Source organism: Mesorhizobium sp. B2-6-4 (genome assembly GCF_006441495.1).
In the GTDB taxonomy this organism is placed as follows: Bacteria; Pseudomonadota; Alphaproteobacteria; order Rhizobiales; family Rhizobiaceae; genus Mesorhizobium.
In genome coordinates, this window is the sequence record NZ_VFUE01000024.1 from 62,874 (window position 1) to 80,933 (window position 18,060).

Genomic DNA, 18,060 nt, shown 5'->3' on the forward strand with positions numbered 1-18,060 from the left:
TAAGGCGAACGAGCCATATGCCCGCTGCTTGACGTTGATCTCGTCAGTTGGCCTTCTTCGCCTTGTTCACATAGTCGTTCGTGTACGTCTGCGTGATATCGATCTTGGCGTTGGCCACATCGGGCGAACCGAGAGAGAAAACGTCGAGCACGGCCTGCGCGCCTTTTGGATCCATGAGCCCGGTGGTCGAATACATGGGGATCGCATTTTTCAACGCGGCCAGATAGGCGTCCTTGTCGCTGCCGATCAGATTGTCGGGGATCTGGGCCATGATCTCTTCGGCGCTGTGGGAGTGAATGTAATCCAGCGTGGCAAGCATGGCATTGGTCAATCCCTGCGTTGCTTGGGGATGCGCGGCCATCCATTCCGGCCGGGTGTAAAGCGCTCCGCCGGGATAGTCGCCTCCGAATACCGCCTCGGTATCCTTCTGGGTGCGCGTGTCCGCCAGGATGGTCAGGTCCTTATGCCTGGCCTGAAGCACGGTGACGGCCGGATCGAGCGTCACCACGGCGTCGATCTGCCCTTGCTCCATGGCGGCGACGGCGGTAGCGCCCAGCCCAACGCCGATCACGGCGGCGGATGTCGGGTCGATGCCGTTCTTCTGCAGAAGGAACTTCAGGAAGAAGTCGGTCGAGGAACCGGGAGCGGTCACGCCGACCTTTTTGCCAGCAAGGTCCTTCACTGACTTGATCTTGCCGGTCTGGCCCGGCGCCACCGCCAGCACCAGTCCCGGGAACTGGTCGTAAACGACGAAGGATTGCAGGCGCTGGTTCTTGGCGGCCAATTTCACCGTGTGATCGAAATAGCCGGACACCACATCCGCGCTGCCACCCAATACTGCGGTCAGCGATTGAGAACCGCCCTTGAAATCGACGAGGTCTGCATCGATGCCGGCTTTTTCGTAAGCGCCGATCTGTTTGGCGAGCACGGTCGGCATATAGCAGAGGCATGACGCTCCGCCGATCGAAATGGTGACTTTTTCGGCGGCCCCCGCGTCTGTGGCCACCGCGAGCAATACGACGGCGGCGGCCGCCAGTTTCGAAATGATCCTCATGATCTCCTCCTTGAGCTGGATTGGGCCCTATCGGCCTGGTTTCGAGAATTCAGGCCGCCAGACAAGCAGCCGCTTTTCGACCAGCGTGACGATCCAGTCGATCAAGAGCACAAAAGCGGCGAGGACGAACATTCCGGCAAAGACGCCCGCTACGTCGAAAACGCCCTCGGCCTGCTGTATCAGATAGCCTAGTCCGCCCGCCGCACCGAGATATTCGCCGACCACGGCGCCGACCACGGCAAATCCGACGGAGATATGGAGCGATGAAAACACCCAGGACAATGCCGATGGCATATAGACGTGGCGCAGCAATTGCCGTTCGTTCATGCCGAGCATTCGGGCATTGGCCAGCACCGTCGTGTTCACCTCCCTCACGCCCTGGTAGACATTGAAGAAGACGATGAAGAAAACCAGCGTCACGCCCAAGGCAACCTTGGACCAGATGCCGAGGCCAAACCAAAGCGTGAAGATCGGCGCCAACACGACGCGGGGAAGCGCATTGGCCGCCTTTACATAGGGATCGAAGACGGCCGCAAGTCTCGGCTTGCGGGCAAACCAGAAGCCGATCGCGATCGCTGCCAGCGAGCCGATGGCGAAGGCCAGCATGGACTCCCACAGCGTGATCCACAGATGATGCCAGATCGTCCCGGTGGCAAACCACTTCCATATCTGGCCTGCCACCGCCAATGGGGTCGAGAAGAAGAAGGAAATATTGTTCGGATCGCCGATCAGGTGCGTCGTCGACGCTGCCTGCCAGAGCGCGATGACGATGACGGCCACCGTTAGCTGTGCGAAAAGCAGCGTCGTCCTTTTCATCGGATCGCTCCTTCTTCAATCTCGCCGTAAGCCTTGAGCACTTCCTTCTTCAGCATGTGCCAGATGTCTCGATGCAATTCCTGGAAGCGCGGTTCCAGCCTGATTTCCGAAATATCGCGTGGACGCGCCAGCGGGATTGGAAAGTCGCCGATGATGCGTGCCGAGGGACCGGCTGACATCACCACCACGCGATCAGCCAGCGCGATCGCTTCTTCGAGGTCGTGGGTGACGAACATCACCGCCTTGCGGTCGTCCGACCACAGCTTGAGCAAAAGGCCGCCCATGATCAGCCGCGTCTGTGCGTCGAGCGGTCCGAAGGGTTCGTCCATGAGGATGATCTTGGGGTCGCGGATCAGCACCTGCGCAAGAGCAACGCGCTTTTTCTGGCCGCCTGAAAGCATGTGAGGGTAGCGCTCGCAGAAAGCAGCCAGGCCGACGCGTCCGAGCCATGCTCGCGCGCGTTCCTTTGCTTCGGAAGAGGGCACGCCTGCCACTTCCAGCCCGATGGCCACATTGTCCAGAGCGGTCTTCCAGGGCATCAATGCATCCTGCTGGAAGAGGTAGCCAGCCTGTCTGTTGAGACCGCGAAGCGGGGCGCCGAACACACGGACGCTGCCTGCCGAAGGCTCGAGAAGCCCTGCGCCGGCATTCAGCAGCGTTGACTTGCCGCAGCCCGTCGGCCCAATGATCGCCACGAATTCCTGGTCGCCGACTTTCAGATCGGCGCGGGCGACCGCCTGGAAGCTACGCCCGGCCGCCAATGCGAAATCTATGGTCACTCCATCGAGATCGACCGCGATCCCGGTTCCGGCTGGCGGCTGTCTGAATTTTGTCTCCGTGCCGCCCGTGGCGGTTTCCGTCGTCATGCCGAATGCCGCCCTGCGCCGAGACGGGTGGGTGTCCAACTGTCGCTCATGGTTCCTCCGTGAGGCTTTAGCGGAGACCGTCGATGTCCGATGGTCATCTGTCGCCCCACACCGTGCCGTGTTCCGGCTCACAATAGTCGATGCGGTGGAGCAGGCAACTTTGCCGTCCGCGGCTTTTTGTTGCGACCGTGACATGCAGCAGCAAAGACAACTGGCCGCGCGGAGATTGCCGACAGCCCCATTCTGCACCCGACACATTGCCATTCGCAGGCGCCAACGGCCCTCGATTGCCTTTTCTGTGAAAGGTGGTCGGAGTGGAGAGATTCGAACTCCCGACCCTCTGGTCCCAAACCAGATGCGCTACCAGGCTGCGCTACACTCCGAACGGTCTGTTGCCTATTCATTTCAGTGTTGCATGGCAAGTGCAAAAACCTGCAAGTGCAAAAACCTTGCCGCCGTCCGCATTGCGCAGTAATGACGGGCGAAGAGGCGGCCATGCTGCCTTGCACAGCAATGAGGTGGTCATGTCCGCGCGCATTTTCAGTCCAGCCAAAACCGCGATGCAGTCCGGCACGGCCAAGACCGGCCATTGGGTGCTGGAATTCGATCCCGAGATGCGCAAGAAAATCGACCCGCTGATGGGCTACACCACTTCCGGCGACATGAGGAGCCAGATCAAGCTGACCTTCGACACGCGTGAAGAGGCCGTGGCCTATGCCGAGAAGGAAGGGCTCGCCTACCGCGTCGAAGAGCCGAAAGAGCCCAAGCGCCGCCAGATTTCCTATGCGGAAAATTTCCGCTATGACCGCAGGACGCCCTGGACGCATTGACCGGCAAAGCCCGGGCGGGCGCCAGCGCAGACATCTTACCGGCTCCGAGCCGGCCAGCGGTCCCGTAGCTCAGCTGGATAGAGCACCGGCCTTCTAAGCCGATGGTCACAGGTTCGAATCCTGTCGGGATCGCCAATAATTTCAACGGCTTAGCTGCTCCGCACGTGAGAAATTTCAACGCGGGCAGGAATCCGGTCGGAACTTTTCATCCCTTCTCGTCTTCACGAATGCGCTTGCCGGCGCGACGGCGGCACGCCGCCGCCGCGGCGCCCTTTCCGTATTATTTCGTGACCTTGTCGCGCGGGAACCTTCGTAACGATCACGCGTTCGGGGCCTTGTATTCGCGGTCCCTCATAAAAGTAAGCATTCGGGCTGCGAATGGCGGGCAAAACAAGCATGGGTTGGGGAAGGAGAAAACCGCGTCATGTCGAAACGTGAAATTGGAACGTCGCCCGCCTTGGGGCGACGTATCGCCGAGCTCAAAGCCAAGATGCAAACCGCCCGGATTTCCGACCATGAGCTGAAGACCTTCCATAAGGTTGCCGCCATCATGGGAGCGGGCGAAGGCTCTCTAGGCCTGGATGCCGACGATCTGATCGCGGCATCCTTTGTTGCAGAGACGCTGGGCGAATCGGCGCCCAACGGCTGACGGCAGGACCCTCCTGTCGTAGGTCCGGATCGATCATCCGGACAAATCTTCGAGACGCAGGCCGGAGGCGGCCGCCGGTCCGGCGGCCGTAACCCTGCAACCTCTGCCGTCGAATTGGAGGGAAAGTCTTATCGTTTTGTTTGCGTTGGCGCGTCATAGTAGACGCGGCTAACGGAGTTGAAGAGATGAAGCTCGACCTGTCGCCGACGAGTTGGGGCAGGGTGATCGCCGTCACCGCCGCCGGCACGGCGTTCTTCATTGGCGTGGCGTTTTTCGTCGATTCGTTCAATTTCCCGTATCTTTCGCCCGAAGCTGTGTGGCGGGCTCAGCTGACCGACATTCTGTTGCCCCTGGTGCTGGGTGGATCGTTTCTCTTCTTCCTGATGTGGAAGATACGCCAGTTGGCCATTGCCCAGCGCGATCTCACCGTCGTTGCCGCCACCGACAGCCTGACGGCGGTGCTCAACCGCGGCGCTTTCTCCATGCTGGTCGAAGCCTATCTCGAACAGGTCCGCAAACAGGCGTCGGCCAATTCCGGTGCGCTGCTGATCATCGACGCCGATCACTTCAAATCGATCAATGACCGGCTTGGGCATGACTGCGGCGACCAGGCGCTCAAACTGATCGCGCAGACGATCAAGGATCAGCTCCGCGGCACCGACATCGTCGGCCGCATCGGCGGCGAGGAATTCGGCGTGTTTCTTCCCGGCGTCGATCCCTCGCAATCCTGGCTGGTTGCCGAAAGCATCCGCCGGCGAATTCGCGAGGTGGAATTTTCGCCGGGCGGCCGGTCCTGTCCGCTTTCCGTGAGCATTGGCGGTACCGCCTTTAACGGGCCGACCACCTATGAGGAGATATTCTCGGCAGCCGACAGGCGGCTCTATGCCGCCAAGTCAAATGGACGCGACCAGGTCAGTTTCGATCCGATGGTTTCCCAGCAAACGCCGCCAGCCGCGACAATCACGGTTCATTGAGGCGGATCCGGCCAGCCACCGGCGCCGGGGGCGCGTCGCTGGGGATTTCTGCAGCCATCACGCAGAAGGTATTTTCGCTTTGCGCGCCGCCCGCTAAAGGTGGTGGCCACAGCTCCGGCCGGGGCTGAATGCATCGGGCAGGGCCTTCTTCGCATGACATTGATGGGCGCGGCGGCACTGCTGATCCTGGTCCTGACCTATGCCGGCGTCGCCGTCGGCCGCATACCAGGCCTGCGCCTCGATCGGGCGGGGATCGCACTGCTCGGCGGGGCCGCGATGATAGCCATCGGGGCGATCAGCCTGGAGGATGCCTACCGCGCCATCAATTTCGACACCATCACGCTTTTGCTCGGCATGATGATCGTAGTGGCGCATCTGAAGGTCTCGGGCGCCTTTCGCGGCCTCGGTGCCATCGCGATCGAGCATGCGCATGCGCCGTTCATGCTTTTGGTTATGGTGACCCTGCTGACCGGCCTGCTGTCGGCCTTCCTGGTCAATGACGCCATCTGTCTTGTCATGGCGCCGATCGTCGTTCACGTCACCCGCGCCATCAAACGCAATCCGGTTCCTTACCTCATCGCGACCGCCACCGCGTCAAATTGCGGCAGTGTCGCCACCATCACCGGCAATCCGCAAAACATGGTCATCGGTGCGCTGTCGGGCATCTCCTATCCGGCCTTTTCAGCGGCTCTGGCTCCGGTTGCCCTGTTCGGTCTCGTCGCGGTCATCGCCATTGTTCGCATCGTCTACCGCACCGAATTCGCGCGCAACGGCGAATTGACGCCACAGGTCTCGCGCGGCCGCATGCATCGCCGCCAGGTGCTGAAAGCGGTGGTGGTTTGCATCGGACTGGCCGTTGCCTTCTTCGCCGGTGTGCCTGTCGCCAAGGCGGCGCTCATCGGCGGCGCCATCCTCCTGCTCACCCGCGCCATCAAACCAGAGCGCATCTATCGCGAAATCGACGGGCCATTGCTGTTCATGTTCGCCGGCCTGTTCATCGTGGTTGCCGGCGCCGAACGAACGCTGCTGACACCGGACATCGTCGCATCGGCCAAGAACCTCGGGCTGGACGACGTCTGGCGCCTGTCGGGCTTCACCGCGGTGCTCTCCAACATAATGAGCAACGTGCCGGCCGTGCTGGCGCTGCGGCCCTTCATCCCCGGCCTGGAAAACCCCGAGCGCGCCTGGCTGGTCGTCGCCATGAGCTCGACGCTGGCCGGCAATTTCACGCTCCTGGGCTCGGTCGCCAATCTGATCGTTGCCGAACAGGCGCGCGCCGCCGGCACGTCGCTGTCGTTCGGCGCTTTCTTCAAAGTCGGCCTGCCATTGACGCTGCTAACGCTGGCGGCTGGCACGGCATGGCTGGCGCTCTGATCCCTGGCGCGACTGTTCCGTGCTGAATTGCTCCGGAGTGACGGGTGCTCCGGAGTGACGGGGCTTGGTATTTGCGGCCAAGTCCCGCCACCGGCCCAGATTTTCAGGGCGCCACTACCAATCGGCCTTTCATGTTGGGATGGAAGCGGCAGAAATAATCAACCGCTCCCGCCGTCTTGAGGGTCAGTTTTCCCTTCGCCTTCGGCGGGATCATCACCTCCCAGCCGCCCTTCACCGTGGCCGTGTGGGCGAATGCGTCCTTGTTCACCCACTCGATCGTGTCGCCGACCCTGGCCTCGACGCTTGCGGGCGAGAAGACGAGCTTGTCGATCGTCACCTCGATCGTCGCGGCCGGCGCCGGGCCGGCGGCAAGCGCCAGCGCCAGCCCGACAGGGAGCGGTCGGATCAGCGCGGCCGCTTTCATTTCAACATGCCGGCGACATGTTCGGCATGCTGCTCATGCCCCTGGAAGATCTTGAGGCCGGTTTCGAGCAGGCTCTTCAGCTCGGCATTGCTGGCTGACGGAATGAGCAGGGTTTCGAGCGCTCCATTGACCTGCTTGTGGTAGGCCACCTCGTTTTCGATATAGGCCTTGTCGAAGGCAGCCCCTTTCAGCTTGGCGAGCTTGGCATGTTCCTCTTTCGCCGCCTTGGTCAGCGCCTGGCTGGTGGCATTGTCTTCCGGCTTCACCTTGAGCTTCTTGAGCAGGTCGAGCGCCTGCTTGTTCACCGCTTCGTGGTCGCGCTCCATGTCCTTGGCGAAATCGACGACTTCCTTGTTCTTGGATTTCTTGATTGCCTGCTTGGCCGCCTCGATGTCGATCATGTCGGCTGTGTAGGCGATGTGGGCGATCTGCGGGTCGGTCGGCTTGTCGGCAGCTTGCGCGAATGGGGCAGCGCCAAGCAGCAAGAGGGCGGCAAACGCTGCGGTATGTCGGATAAGCATGGCATCTCCTTCCGCCCGACAGCCTGGGCAGCGGGCTTCATCTGGGTTGACATTCATTGGATGAGGATGGCGCGGAAACGTTCCCGACAATCGGCGAAGATCTGGCCGTGAAGATCACCCCTCGAACCCGAGCCGCTTCATCACGGCCTGAGTCAGCCGTTCGCAGCGCCGGCCGGCGAAGGGGAAAGCGTCGAGCAGCACCGGCCCGATCTCGTCGTCCAGCGCCTTACGCAGCAAAGCGCGGGCGCGGTGCAGTCTCGTCTTGACGGTCTCTGGCCGCACGCCGAGCAGGTCGGCGGTCTCCTCGATGCTCAGCCCCTCGATGACGCGGGCTACGAAAACCGCGCGATAGGCGTCGGGCAGGCTGTCGGTCGCCCGCTCGACAAGCCCGAGGATCTGCCGCTGCGCCATCGTCCGCTCCGGATCGTCGCTTGGGTTAAGGGGAAACCGGATGATCTGCGCTTCCGGGTTTTCAGGCATGGCCACGGTTCGCCGTCCTTTGCGAAGCCGCCCGAGCGCCTCGTTGATGACGATGCGCGACAGCCAGGTGGAAAGCGAAGCATCGCCGCGATAGGTGCCGAGATTGGTAAAGGCCCTGACATAGGCCTCCTGCACGATGTCCTCGGCCTCGCTGTCGTTGCGCACCATGCCGCGCGCCAGTCGGTAGAGCCGCTGGTTGTTCAGCTTCATGATCTTGCGAAAGGCATCGCTGTCGCGGGCAAGCGCGCGGGCTACGAGCCGGAGCTCGTCCGTCGCTGTTGATGTTGCCGTCAGCGCGGGCATGTGTCCTCCATCGATCCTTGCACGAAAGATTGGATGCAGGTTTCGAAAAAAGGTTCCCGAAAAATCACGCCAGGCGATCCGCCTGGCTGCCTATGCTAGCACTTTGGCCGGCTCCCTGCCGGTGTTTTGCATCCGCGCCGTCGCGGCCAGCAGATCGGTTTGCGTGATCAGCCCGAGGATGTGGTTTTTATCGTCGACGATGATGACGGCGTGACTGCGCCCGTCGGTCAGCACTGGCAGCAGCGCCATGGCGTTCGAGCCGGCAGTTGCGGTTGCCGCCGGCGAGATCACGGTTCCGACCGTGCCGGCCGCCAGTGTCAGTTCCCGCAAGCCCACGGTTCCGGCCAGCCTTGCCTCGGCATCCACCACCGGCAAGGTTCGTATGTTGTGGTCAAGCAGCAATTGGCGCGCAGCGGCGGCTGGCGTGTGCTCGTCCACCGAGATGACGTCGCGCGACATGATGTCTTCGCACCGCAACGTCGCATGCTCGCGCACCATGGCCTGCAATTCGACCTGCCGCAGCAGCCGGTCGAGATCGCCCCGGTCGATGTCGAAGGTCTCGTCGAGCGCTCCAAGCGCGGCATCGATGTCCTCGGAGCGAAAACCGACACGCAATTGCGCCGGCGGGTCGATGGTGCCGTGGCTGTTTACCGGCGCCGGGGCCGGCACGTGCGGGTAGTTGCGCCGGGCCAGCTTGTGGAAGCCGTAGCCAAGCGCCACCAGCAGCATCGAATTGACCGCCACCGGCACGAAGGGAAACAGGAAGCCGGCGCTGATCACGGCTGGACCGCCGAACACCGCGGTCAATGCCGCCGCACCCCCGGGTGGATGCAGGCAGCGCGTGAACGACATTGCGGCGATCGCCAACGCTACCGCAATACCGGTGGCGAGCACCGGCTGGTGCACGAATTGCACCACGATCACGCCGACAAGCGCCGAGATCGTGTTGCCGCCGATGATCGACCAGGGCTGCGCCAGCGGGCTGGCGGGCACCGCGAACAACAGCACCGCCGATGCTCCCATTGGCGCCACCAGCAGCGGCACATGTGGCCCGCTACCCAGTGTGAGTCCGCTGATCGCGCCAGTCAGCGCAATGCCGATCATCGCACCGACGCAGGCGATGATGCGTTCGCGCAGCGTCGCGCCGGCAAGAATGGGAACAAAGAGGCGGAACGCCATGGGCAGGCTCTTGGTGCGGTGGCTGGGGAATGATTTCCGCTGCCGCAATGAAGCGGAAGCCGGCAATTTGGAAGTCAAACAAATCCGCAAAACTGCGGATGGGGAGAATAATATTGCCGACATGGCCGGACCGGGGCGCCGCGTGCAGCCCCCGTTTGCTCAATCGCGTCAAGGCCTTGCGGACGTTGCTGGTATCGGTCCGAGAGGTCGCGTCAGGCCGCTGCGGCGGCGGTGAGCCCGCGAAGAATATCGGTCATGAGGTCCTCGACATCCTCGAGGCCGATCTGGAGACGAATCAACGGCCCTTCATAGGGGCCCTTGGCAACGACGCGGTCGCCGAGCCAGACCGGCACGGCAAGGCTCTCGTAACCGCCCCAGGAGTAGCCGAGACCGAAGATCCGCAATGCGTCGAGGAACGCGTGCTGCTGTTTCTGGCCGCCGCCGGCAAGCACGATGGAGAAGATGCCGCTGGAGCCGGAAAAGTCACGTTTCCACAGCGCGTGGTCGGGATGACTGGGAAGGCCGGGGTGGAGCACGCGCGCCACGCCCTTCTGGCCCTCCAGCCATGCCGCGATGGCGAGCGCGCTGCGCTGATGGTGATCGAGGCGCACCCCCATGGTGCGCAAGCCGCGCAGCACCTGGTAGACGTCGTCGGGTCCGGCGCAGCAGCCAAGCGTGCAGAAGCTTTCATACAGCTGTTTCCAGCAGGCCTCGGTGGCCGACACCGTACCCAGCAGCACGTCCGAATGACCGGCGGGATATTTCGTCGCCGCATGGATCGAGATGTCGACGCCATGGTCGAGCGGACGGAAATAAAGCGGCGTCGCCCAGGTATTGTCCATCATGACGATGGCACCGGCGGCGTGCGCGGCCTTCGCGATGGCTGGTATGTCCTGCACCTCGAACGTGTTTGAGGCCGGCGATTCCGTGAACACCACCTTGGTGTTCGGCTTGATCAAGGCGGCGATGCCCGCGCCGATGCCGGGAGCATAATACTCGACCTCGACGCCGAGCCGCTTCAGCATCGTGTCGGCGAAGTTGCGCGTCGGATGATAGACGCTGTCGACGATCAGCAGGTGGTCGCCCGCCGAAACGAAGGCAAGCAGCGGCACCGTCACCGCCGCCAGGCCCGACGGGACCACGATCGTGCCGGCCGACCCCTCCAGCGCGTCTATGGCCTGGGCCAAGGCGTCGGTGGTCGGTGTGCCGCGCGTGCCGTAGGTGTATTTCTGGTCCCGTCCAGCCATCGAGGCGGCATTGCGGAACAGCACCGTGGAGGCGTGCACGACAGGCGGATTGACGAAGCCGAAATAGTCGTGCGGGTTGTTGCCCGAATGGGCAAGCCGCGTGTTGATGCCCATTTTGCCAGTCACCGGCTCGTTGCCGTCTTTTGCCATTCGTCGTCGCCTTTTTTGGTAAGCCGCTAGCCATAGTGCGGCGACATGGACCGCGCAACAGCCGGCTTTCGCCAGGACCCCGACTTCGAATGTGCCAATTGCCGGAGCCGCCGCAGGCCGACTGCAAGCGTAATGGCGCGGCCAGAAAGCCCGCCGCCGGCAGCGGCATGCGTCGCCTGATAGCGCAAAGCGTACCTCACCATGACCCAGATCCAGCCAGAGGGCGCAGACATCGGCACGCAACCGGCCGGCAGAGCACAGTAACGCAGAGTAATCGGGCGGATGGATTTTTTGCGGACAGAGCGCAGCCTGGCGTAGGGCGAGCTTCGCCGGCTTTATTCGCGCTTCTGACTAAATTGCGGGCGCGTTTGTCTGCTATTCAGGCAATTGCGGCAAACGATTTTCAAACCCATCTGAATTCGGTCATTTTCCTTGACCTCACAGGAATTATCGCCTTCGATGCTGTTCGTGAATGGGAGGCGGCGCGTCGACTGCGATGCGGAGTTCCGGAAATGGGCCGGAACGAAAAGCTGCGTTCACGCGGGAAAAAAAGATCAGGTTTGCCTGAAAACAGAAAAGGGTCTGTGGGTCATGAAACACATTGCAATCGGCATCCTTGGAGCCGCCGCGCTTGGAGCCGTGGCTTCAACGGCTTCAGCCACCACGCTCGACACGGTCAAGCAGAAGGGCTTCATCCAGTGCGGCGTCTCGACGGGTCTGGCCGGCTTCTCCGCGCCGGACGACAAGGGTGACTGGCAAGGCATCGATGCCGATTTCTGCCGCGCCGTGGCGGCCGCCGTCTTCGGTGACGGCTCCAAGGTCAAGTTCACGCCGCTCAGCGCCAAGGAGCGCTTCACCGCGCTGCAGTCGGGCGAGATCGACATCCTGTCGCGCAACACCACCTGGACCATTAACCGCGACACGGCACTTGGCCTGAACTTCATCGGCACCACCTACTATGACGGCCAGGGCTTCATGATCAACGCCAAGAAGCTGCCGGGCGTCAATTCGGCGCTTCAGCTGTCCGGCGCCGCCGTCTGCGTGCAGAGCGGCACCACCACCGAGCTCAACCTCGCCGACTACTTTAAGGCGAACAAGATGGAGTACAATCCGGTCGTTTTCGAGAAGCTCGAAGAGGTCAACGCAGCCTATGACGCCGGCCGCTGCGACGTCTACACCACAGACCAGTCGGGCCTTTACGGCATCCGCCTGACGCTGGGTGCGCCGGCCGATCACGTCGTGCTGCCGGAGATCATCTCCAAGGAGCCGCTCGGACCGGCGGTGCGCCAGGGCGACGACCAGTGGTACCATATCGTCAAGTGGACCTATTTCGCGCTGCTCGACGCCGAGGAACTCGGCATCACCAAGGCCAATGTCGACGAGATGAAGAACTCGGCCAGCCCTGAGATCAAGCGCGTGCTTGGCCAGGAAGCCGACACCAAGATCGGCACCGATCTCGGCGTCTCCAACGACTGGGTCGTCAACATCGTCAAGGCGGTTGGCAATTACGGCGAAATGTTCGATCGCAATGTCGGCTCGGGCAGCCCGCTGAAGATCGCCCGCGGCATCAACGCGCTGTGGACCAAGGGCGGCCTGCAATACGCTCCGCCGATCCGCTGATCGAAATGTGATCCGGAAGGCAGATGGTTCTGCCTTCCGGTTTCTCTTTCACAGGGGACGGTGATATGGCATCGCAGGAAGTCCTTCGCGAGGACACAAGTCGCGGCTCCTTTATCAACGACCCGAAAGTCCGCAGTCTCTTCTTCCAGACGCTGGTCGTCGTCGTTCTGTTCGGCTCTGTCTGGTGGATCGTGCAGAACGTCATCGACAATCTGCAGCGTCTTCACATCGCCTCCGGTTTCGGCTTTCTCAGGGGCCGCGCCGGATTCGACATCTCGGACACGCCGATCGCCTACACGTCCGATTCGACCTACGGTCGCGCCATCATTGTCGGCCTGATCAACACCATCATCGTCGCCGTGGCCGGCATCGTCACCGCGACCATTATCGGCTTCGTCATCGGCATCGGCCGGCTGTCGCAGAATTGGCTGATCCGCAAGATCTGCACGGTCTATGTCGAGATCTTCCGCAACATCCCGCCGCTGCTGGTCATCTTCTTCTGGTATTCGGGCGTGCTGGCCGTGTTGCCGCCGCCGCGCGAGAGCTATAACCTGCCTTTCGGTTCCTTCCTCAACCAGCGCGGTTTCTATTTCCCGCGCGCCGTCTGGGGCGAGGGCTCATGGCTGATCTTCGTGGCGCTCATCGTGGGCATCGCCATGGCCTGGTTCGTCGCCCGCAAGGCGCGCCAGCGGCAGATGGCGACGGGTCAGCAGTTTCCCGTGTTCTGGACGTCCGTCGCGCTGATCGTCGGCCTGCCGCTGCTCGCCTATGCGCTGAGCGGCTTTCCGCTAAGCTTCGATTTTCCGAAACAGTCGACCTTCAACCTGACCGGCGGCTTCCAGGTCAAGCCGGAGTTCCTGTCGCTCTATCTGGCGCTGTCCTGCTACACGGCGGCCTTCATCGCCGAGATCGTGCGGGCCGGCATCAGGGGTGTCAGCAAGGGCCAGACCGAGGCCGCCGCCGCACTTGGCCTGCGCTCGGGATCGATCCTGCGGCTGGTCGTGGTGCCGCAGGCCATGCGCATCGTCATCCCGCCGTTGACCAGCCAGTATCTCAACCTGACCAAGAACTCCTCGCTGGCCATCGCCATCGGCTATCCGGACCTGACGGCAACCGCCGGCACGGTGCTCAACCAGACCGGCCAGGCGGTCGAGGGCGTGCTGATCATGATGATCGCCTATCTCATACTCAGCCTGGTGACCTCGGCCGTGATGAACGTGGTCAATGCCAGGATGGCGTTGGTGGAAAGGTAGGGCCATGCAGGAACACGACATGTCCTGGGTGCGCACCGAAATGGCCCTGGCGGAGGCGGCGCCGATCAGCGAGCGTGGCCTGTATGCCTGGGTCCGCAAGAACCTCGTCGGTTCGGTCGGCGACACCATCCTCACCATACTCGGCATCATCATCGTCGCCTGGGTCCTGCCGCAGGTCATCAACTGGGCCTTCATCAATGCCCAGTGGACCGGGCCGGACCGGACCGTCTGCGCGACAGTGGCGCAGGGCGGCATCCAGCCCGATGGCTGGAGCGGCGCCTGCTGGGCCTTCGTCAACGCTAAGTTCGGCCAGTTCATGTTCGGCACTTATCCGGTCGAGGAGCGCTGGCGGCCGATCCTGGTCGCTATCCTGTTCGCGGCGCTGCTGGTGCCGATGCTGATCCCCAGCGTGCCGCGCAAGGGCCTGAACGCCATCCTGCTTTTCCTGGTGCTGCCGATCGTCGCCTTCTTCCTTCTGGTCGGCGGCGTGTTCGGTCTGCCGCATGTCGAGACGTCGCGGTGGGGCGGACTGCTGATCACGCTCAGCCTCTCCTTCGTCGGAATCGCCGTGTCGCTGCCGCTGGGCACCGTGCTGGCGCTCGGCCGGCGCTCCAAGATGCCGATCGTCAAGATGCTGTGCATCATCTTCATTGAAGCTGTGCGCGGCATCCCGCTGATCACAGTGCTGTTCTTCGTCAGCGTCATGCTGCCGCTTTTCCTGCCCGCCGGCGTCACCTTCGACAAGTATCTGAGGGCATTGATCGGCGTGTCGCTGTTTGCCGCCGCCTATATGGCGGAAGTGGTGCGCGGCGGCCTGCAGGCGATCCCCAAGGGCCAATATGAGGGCGCCGATTCGCTCGGCCTCGGCTATTGGCAGAAGATGGGACTGATCGTGCTGCCGCAGGCGCTGAAGCTGGTCATTCCCGGCATCGTCAACACGTTCATCGGCATGTTCAAGGACACCAGCCTGGTCCTCATCATTTCGATGTTCGACCTGCTCGGCGTCGTCAAGCAGAACTTCTCGGACGCCAACTGGGCGACGCCGCAGACCGCGAAATCCGGTCTCGTGTTCGCCGCCTTCGTGTTTTGGCTGTTCTGCTTCGGCATGTCGCGCTATTCAATGTATACGGAACGCCGGCTCGACACCGGTTACAAACGATAAAAAGGGGATTGGTTCATGGCCACCGAAAACGCCGTCAGCGCGGAAGAGATCAAGGTCAATGCGGCGAAGATGCACATCTCGACCACCGATGTCGCCATCGACATCATCGCCATGCACAAATGGTATGGCGAGTTCCATGTGCTGAAGGACATCAACCTCAAGGTGATGCGCGGCGAGCGCATCGTCATCTGCGGCCCGTCCGGCTCCGGCAAGTCGACCATGATCCGCTGCATCAACCGGCTCGAAGAACACCAGAAGGGCAAGATCTTCGTCGACGGCAAGGAATTGACCAACGATCTCAAGAAGATCGACGAGGTGCGCCGAGAGGTCGGCATGGTGTTCCAGCACTTCAACCTGTTCCCCCACCTGACCATCCTGGAGAACTGCACGCTGGCGCCGATCTGGGTCCGCAAGACGCCGAAGAAACAGGCCGAGGAGATGGCCATGCATTTCCTCAAGCGCGTCAAGATCCCCGAGCAGGCCAACAAATATCCGGGCCAGCTCTCCGGCGGTCAGCAGCAGCGCGTGGCGATCGCCCGTTCGCTGTGCATGAACCCGCGCATCATGCTGTTCGATGAGCCGACCTCGGCACTCGACCCGGAAATGATCAAGGAAGTGCTGGAGACCATGGTTAGCCTTGCCGAGGAAGGCATGACCATGCTGTGCGTCACCCACGAAATGGGCTTCGCGCGGAAAGTCGCCAACCGGGTGATCTTCATGGATCAGGGCCAGATCGTCGAGCAGAACACGCCGGCCGAGTTCTTCGATCACCCGCGCCACGAGCGCACGAAGCTGTTCCTGTCGCAGATATTGCACTGAGCGCTGCTTCGTCGAAATGGAAGGAGCCCGGCCGCGCCACGGTCGGGCTTTTTCACATTTGGCCGATCGGATCGTTTCGATTGAAACGTGATGGAATCGCAAGAACTATGCCCGGATGAGAAAACGCCTTCGTTTCCTGGCCGTGGTGGTTGCCGCGGTGGTGCTGGTCGCGGCACTCGGCACGCTGGTGCCGCGACCACTCTGGCCGGCTGCCGCGGCCGGCGAGGGCGCCAGGCACATTCTGGTGCTGAGCAATCCGATCCACACCGACATCGCCATTCCCGTCGATGATGGCGTGCGCCGGCGCTTTCGCTTCCTCGCCGCTGCCGGCCAGCCTTCCGACGCGCCCGAGGTGCGCTACATCGTCTTCGGCTGGGGCGGCCGCGCCTTCTACCTGGAGACGCCGACTTGGTCGCAGCTGAAGGCGATGCCCGTATTCAAGGCCCTGACGCTTGACGCTTCAGTGATGCATGTCGAGGTCGCCGGCGATATCTCCGGGCCCGATGTCGCCGGCTTCGACATCCCGGAAGACCGCTTTGCCGCATTGCTCGACTTCATCGATGCGAGTTTTCAGCAAGGACCAGGCGGGCCGATCGTCATCGCCGGGGCCGCCTATTCCGATTTCGACCGCTTCTATGAGGCGAACGGCCATTTCAATGCGCTGGCCGGCTGCAACACCTGGACGGCCGCCGCCTTGCGAACCGCCGGCCTGCGGACCGGTTGGTGGAACCCGCTGCCGGTCTCGCTTGGGTGGTCGTTGAAGCTGTATAATGGTAGGTAGCGCAGATAACGCCAACGCCTCGTTCGAGTTCTAGGCCCGCCACCCATAAAGCCAGTCCAAATCCGCGGCGAGCTTCTCCGGCGCCCGCATTTTCAGGAAAAGGTTGCGCGCCAACGCCACCGGACCCCAGGCATGCCAGGCAAGGCGGTTGAGGGCGCCGCGACGTGCCACTCTCACGACGCGCGGCCGGCGCAGGCCTTCCCAGATTTGAAGACTTCCGGCCAGGTCGGCAGGGGAGGCGGCCATGACGTCGGCAAGCGTGGCGGCATCCTCGATGGCCATCGCGGCGCCCTGTGCCGCGAACGGCGTCATGGCATGCGCCGCGTCGCCGACCAGCGCGATGCGGCCCGACCTTACCCATGGCTGCTTCTGATCGACCGTATGGATCGGCCAGGCCGCCCACGGGCCGGCCAACTCCGCAAGCCTTGCCAGCGCCGGCGCGGTGCCGCGCACGGCGCCGGCCAGGATTGCGGGATCGGCATGGCCGGACCAGCCTTCGGCGATACGCTCGCCCCTGGTGAAAGCGACGAGGTTGATGGCGCTGCCCTTGCTGACGGGATAGGCGACCATGTGAAAGCCGGGATGCAGGAAGGTGGTGACGCAGTCCGGCGCACCGATCTCTGCAAAAGCTTGCCCGGCAGGACTGTCTGCGCTGACGGTTGCCCGCCAGGCCAGTTCGCCCGAGAAGTGGCTTTTCGCAGGGCTGGTTCTTGCTGGGTCGGCAAGTCCGCGGACCGACGACCAGACGCCATCGGCGCCGACCAGAAGGAAACCTTCCGCCGCGACGGGCCTGCCACCCACATCGGCTGCCGCGGTGATGCCTGAACTGCTGATCGTGACGCTGTCAAGGCGCGCGCCGGTGGTGAGATGAACATCGGGCATGGCAGCCACGCGCGCCATCAGCGCGTTTTGCAGGTCCGCTCGATGCGCCACGAGGTAGGGCGCACCCCAGCGCGCCTCGCCTGCTCGTCCAAGAGGCACGCGCGCCAGTTCGCCCAAGGTTGCCGCATCCTTCAGCACCACGGCTTCCGGCCTGACGGCATTGGGAAGAAGTGCGTCGAGTACGCCGAGCTCACGCAGGATGCGTGTCGCGTTGGGCGAAAGCTGGATGCCGGCGCCCGCCGCTTCGAGGCGCTGCGCCTGTTCGAAGATCCGCACGGTATAGCCGCGCTCGGCGAAAGCCAGTGCCGCGGTCAGCCCGGCAATACCCGCCCCGGCGATGATGACTTGCCGGGACTGTGCGTCTGCCATTGGCCCGGCCCGCTGGAGGTCAGGCGGCCTGATCGATGTAGAGGCAGCCGGCCGGCAGCGTTTCCATCGCCGTCAGCTTCGGCGAATAGCGGTAGAGCGTCGAGCAGTAGGGGCAGACCTTCTCATTGTCGTCGCCCATGTCGAGAAACACATGCGGATGGTCGAAAGGCGGGTTGGCGCCGGTGCACATGAATTCCTTGACTCCGATATCGATCGCCGGATGGCCCGCATCGTTCTGGAAATGGGGAATGGAACCGCCTGCCATCGTCGTCTCCTTTAGCGCAGTCTGCTCAGCGTTTGGATCATA

General features: G+C 62.7%; 19 protein-coding genes and 2 tRNA genes. 10 read left to right on the forward strand and 11 right to left on the reverse strand.

What is annotated here, in order from left to right:
* Positions 1-43: 43 nt before the first annotated feature.
* The 4 genes from FJ426_RS26740 to FJ426_RS26755 all read right to left on the reverse strand — a co-directional run bounded on the left by FJ426_RS26740 (position 44) and on the right by FJ426_RS26755 (position 3,119).
* Entirely contained in the window at positions 44-1,054 is a 1,011-nt protein-coding gene (locus FJ426_RS26740; RefSeq protein ID WP_140520617.1) for an ABC transporter substrate-binding protein, read from the reverse strand.
* Positions 1,055-1,081: 27 nt separating this feature from the next.
* Entirely contained in the window at positions 1,082-1,870 is a 789-nt protein-coding gene (locus FJ426_RS26745) for an ABC transporter permease (RefSeq protein ID WP_140520616.1), read from the reverse strand.
* Positions 1,867-2,736, reverse strand: coding sequence for an ABC transporter ATP-binding protein (locus tag FJ426_RS26750; protein WP_140494340.1), 870 nt, complete (start codon positions 2,734-2,736; stop codon positions 1,867-1,869). Before FJ426_RS26750 ends, FJ426_RS26745 begins: the two co-directional genes overlap by 4 nt.
* Before the next feature lie 306 nt (positions 2,737-3,042).
* Positions 3,043-3,119, reverse strand: a tRNA-Pro gene (locus FJ426_RS26755).
* A 141-nt stretch (positions 3,120-3,260) separates the two neighbouring features.
* Between FJ426_RS26755 and FJ426_RS26760 the strand changes: the two genes are divergently transcribed.
* The 5 genes from FJ426_RS26760 (at position 3,261) to FJ426_RS26780 (ending at position 6,563) form a co-directional block, all read left to right on the forward strand.
* Positions 3,261-3,566: an ETC complex I subunit gene (locus FJ426_RS26760; RefSeq protein WP_140494338.1), complete on the forward strand. Its 306-nt coding sequence runs from the start codon at positions 3,261-3,263 to the stop codon at positions 3,564-3,566.
* A gap of 58 nt (positions 3,567-3,624) precedes the next feature.
* A tRNA-Arg gene (locus FJ426_RS26765) sits at positions 3,625-3,701 on the forward strand.
* Between the two features lie 289 nt (positions 3,702-3,990).
* Positions 3,991-4,215, forward strand: coding sequence for a hypothetical protein (locus FJ426_RS26770; protein ID WP_140494336.1), 225 nt, complete (start codon positions 3,991-3,993; stop codon positions 4,213-4,215).
* 185 nt (positions 4,216-4,400) lie between these two features.
* Positions 4,401-5,189: a GGDEF domain-containing protein gene (locus FJ426_RS26775; RefSeq protein ID WP_140494334.1), complete on the forward strand. Its 789-nt coding sequence runs from the start codon at positions 4,401-4,403 to the stop codon at positions 5,187-5,189.
* A 153-nt stretch (positions 5,190-5,342) separates the two neighbouring features.
* The gene (locus FJ426_RS26780) at positions 5,343-6,563 is read left to right on the forward strand and encodes an anion transporter (RefSeq protein ID WP_140561862.1); all 1,221 of its coding nucleotides are present in this window, start codon (positions 5,343-5,345) and stop codon (positions 6,561-6,563) included.
* A 103-nt stretch (positions 6,564-6,666) separates the two neighbouring features.
* Here FJ426_RS26780 and FJ426_RS26785 read toward each other — a convergent pair whose 3' ends face one another.
* The 5 genes from FJ426_RS26785 to FJ426_RS26805 form a co-directional block, all read right to left on the reverse strand.
* Positions 6,667-6,987: a cupredoxin family copper-binding protein gene (locus FJ426_RS26785; protein ID WP_181172805.1), complete on the reverse strand. Its 321-nt coding sequence runs from the start codon at positions 6,985-6,987 to the stop codon at positions 6,667-6,669.
* Positions 6,984-7,508 (reverse strand): DUF4142 domain-containing protein, encoded by a 525-nt coding sequence (locus FJ426_RS26790; protein ID WP_140561864.1) that lies wholly within the window; start codon positions 7,506-7,508, stop codon positions 6,984-6,986. Before FJ426_RS26790 ends, FJ426_RS26785 begins: the two co-directional genes overlap by 4 nt.
* Before the next feature lie 114 nt (positions 7,509-7,622).
* Complete coding sequence (locus FJ426_RS26795) at positions 7,623-8,291, reverse strand: RNA polymerase sigma factor (RefSeq protein WP_140515501.1); 669 nt, start codon at positions 8,289-8,291, stop codon at positions 7,623-7,625.
* Positions 8,292-8,381: 90 nt separating this feature from the next.
* Positions 8,382-9,470: an HPP family protein gene (locus tag FJ426_RS26800; protein ID WP_140561866.1), complete on the reverse strand. Its 1,089-nt coding sequence runs from the start codon at positions 9,468-9,470 to the stop codon at positions 8,382-8,384.
* 212 nt (positions 9,471-9,682) lie between these two features.
* Positions 9,683-10,867, reverse strand: coding sequence for a cystathionine beta-lyase (locus FJ426_RS26805; protein WP_140515505.1), 1,185 nt, complete (start codon positions 10,865-10,867; stop codon positions 9,683-9,685).
* Between the two features lie 591 nt (positions 10,868-11,458).
* Between FJ426_RS26805 and FJ426_RS26810 the strand changes: the two genes are divergently transcribed.
* The 5 genes from FJ426_RS26810 to FJ426_RS26830 all read left to right on the forward strand — a co-directional run bounded on the left by FJ426_RS26810 (position 11,459) and on the right by FJ426_RS26830 (position 16,502).
* A complete protein-coding gene (locus FJ426_RS26810; protein WP_140494320.1) occupies positions 11,459-12,487 on the forward strand; it encodes an amino acid ABC transporter substrate-binding protein in 1,029 nt (342 codons plus the stop codon).
* A 65-nt stretch (positions 12,488-12,552) separates the two neighbouring features.
* The gene (locus FJ426_RS26815) at positions 12,553-13,740 is read left to right on the forward strand and encodes an amino acid ABC transporter permease (protein ID WP_140494318.1); all 1,188 of its coding nucleotides are present in this window, start codon (positions 12,553-12,555) and stop codon (positions 13,738-13,740) included.
* 4 nt (positions 13,741-13,744) lie between these two features.
* Positions 13,745-14,902 carry an amino acid ABC transporter permease gene (locus FJ426_RS26820; RefSeq protein ID WP_140561868.1) on the forward strand — a complete coding sequence of 386 codons (1,158 nt, stop codon included), beginning with the start codon at positions 13,745-13,747 and terminating at the stop codon, positions 14,900-14,902.
* A gap of 15 nt (positions 14,903-14,917) precedes the next feature.
* Complete coding sequence (locus FJ426_RS26825; protein ID WP_140494315.1) at positions 14,918-15,721, forward strand: amino acid ABC transporter ATP-binding protein; 804 nt, start codon at positions 14,918-14,920, stop codon at positions 15,719-15,721.
* Positions 15,722-15,836: 115 nt separating this feature from the next.
* Positions 15,837-16,502, forward strand: coding sequence for a TIGR02117 family protein (locus FJ426_RS26830; RefSeq protein WP_140561869.1), 666 nt, complete (start codon positions 15,837-15,839; stop codon positions 16,500-16,502).
* 30 nt (positions 16,503-16,532) lie between these two features.
* On the opposite strand, the gene FJ426_RS26835 is transcribed toward FJ426_RS26830, so the two are convergent.
* Together FJ426_RS26835 and FJ426_RS26840 are read right to left on the reverse strand one after the other, a co-directional pair.
* On the reverse strand, positions 16,533-17,753 hold the full coding sequence (locus tag FJ426_RS26835; protein ID WP_140561872.1) for an FAD-dependent monooxygenase: 1,221 nt from the start codon (positions 17,751-17,753) through the stop codon (positions 16,533-16,535).
* A 19-nt stretch (positions 17,754-17,772) separates the two neighbouring features.
* Positions 17,773-18,018 (reverse strand): zinc-finger domain-containing protein, encoded by a 246-nt coding sequence (locus FJ426_RS26840; RefSeq protein WP_140494310.1) that lies wholly within the window; start codon positions 18,016-18,018, stop codon positions 17,773-17,775.
* Positions 18,019-18,060: the final 42 nt, after the last annotated feature.

Excerpts from the sequence above, each read along its gene's own strand:
- FJ426_RS26740 (WP_140520617.1), bottom strand. The coding sequence starts at position 1,054 with ATGAGGATCATTTCGAAACTGGCGGCCGCCGCCGTCGTATTGCTCGCG.
- FJ426_RS26745 (WP_140520616.1), bottom strand. The coding sequence starts at position 1,870 with ATGAAAAGGACGACGCTGCTTTTCGCACAGCTAACGGTGGCCGTCATC.
- FJ426_RS26750 (WP_140494340.1), bottom strand. The coding sequence starts at position 2,736 with ATGACGACGGAAACCGCCACGGGCGGCACGGAGACAAAATTCAGACAG.
- FJ426_RS26760 (WP_140494338.1), top strand. The coding sequence starts at position 3,261 with ATGTCCGCGCGCATTTTCAGTCCAGCCAAAACCGCGATGCAGTCCGGC.
- FJ426_RS26770 (WP_140494336.1), top strand. The coding sequence starts at position 3,991 with ATGTCGAAACGTGAAATTGGAACGTCGCCCGCCTTGGGGCGACGTATC.
- FJ426_RS26775 (WP_140494334.1), top strand. The coding sequence starts at position 4,401 with ATGAAGCTCGACCTGTCGCCGACGAGTTGGGGCAGGGTGATCGCCGTC.
- FJ426_RS26780 (WP_140561862.1), top strand. The coding sequence starts at position 5,343 with ATGACATTGATGGGCGCGGCGGCACTGCTGATCCTGGTCCTGACCTAT.
- FJ426_RS26785 (WP_181172805.1), bottom strand. The coding sequence starts at position 6,987 with ATGAAAGCGGCCGCGCTGATCCGACCGCTCCCTGTCGGGCTGGCGCTG.
- FJ426_RS26790 (WP_140561864.1), bottom strand. The coding sequence starts at position 7,508 with ATGCTTATCCGACATACCGCAGCGTTTGCCGCCCTCTTGCTGCTTGGC.
- FJ426_RS26795 (WP_140515501.1), bottom strand. The coding sequence starts at position 8,291 with ATGCCCGCGCTGACGGCAACATCAACAGCGACGGACGAGCTCCGGCTC.
- FJ426_RS26800 (WP_140561866.1), bottom strand. The coding sequence starts at position 9,470 with ATGGCGTTCCGCCTCTTTGTTCCCATTCTTGCCGGCGCGACGCTGCGC.
- FJ426_RS26805 (WP_140515505.1), bottom strand. The coding sequence starts at position 10,867 with ATGGCAAAAGACGGCAACGAGCCGGTGACTGGCAAAATGGGCATCAAC.
- FJ426_RS26810 (WP_140494320.1), top strand. The coding sequence starts at position 11,459 with ATGAAACACATTGCAATCGGCATCCTTGGAGCCGCCGCGCTTGGAGCC.
- FJ426_RS26815 (WP_140494318.1), top strand. The coding sequence starts at position 12,553 with ATGGCATCGCAGGAAGTCCTTCGCGAGGACACAAGTCGCGGCTCCTTT.
- FJ426_RS26820 (WP_140561868.1), top strand. The coding sequence starts at position 13,745 with ATGCAGGAACACGACATGTCCTGGGTGCGCACCGAAATGGCCCTGGCG.
- FJ426_RS26825 (WP_140494315.1), top strand. The coding sequence starts at position 14,918 with ATGGCCACCGAAAACGCCGTCAGCGCGGAAGAGATCAAGGTCAATGCG.
- FJ426_RS26830 (WP_140561869.1), top strand. The coding sequence starts at position 15,837 with ATGAGAAAACGCCTTCGTTTCCTGGCCGTGGTGGTTGCCGCGGTGGTG.
- FJ426_RS26835 (WP_140561872.1), bottom strand. The coding sequence starts at position 17,753 with ATGGCAGACGCACAGTCCCGGCAAGTCATCATCGCCGGGGCGGGTATT.
- FJ426_RS26840 (WP_140494310.1), bottom strand. The coding sequence starts at position 18,018 with ATGGCAGGCGGTTCCATTCCCCATTTCCAGAACGATGCGGGCCATCCG.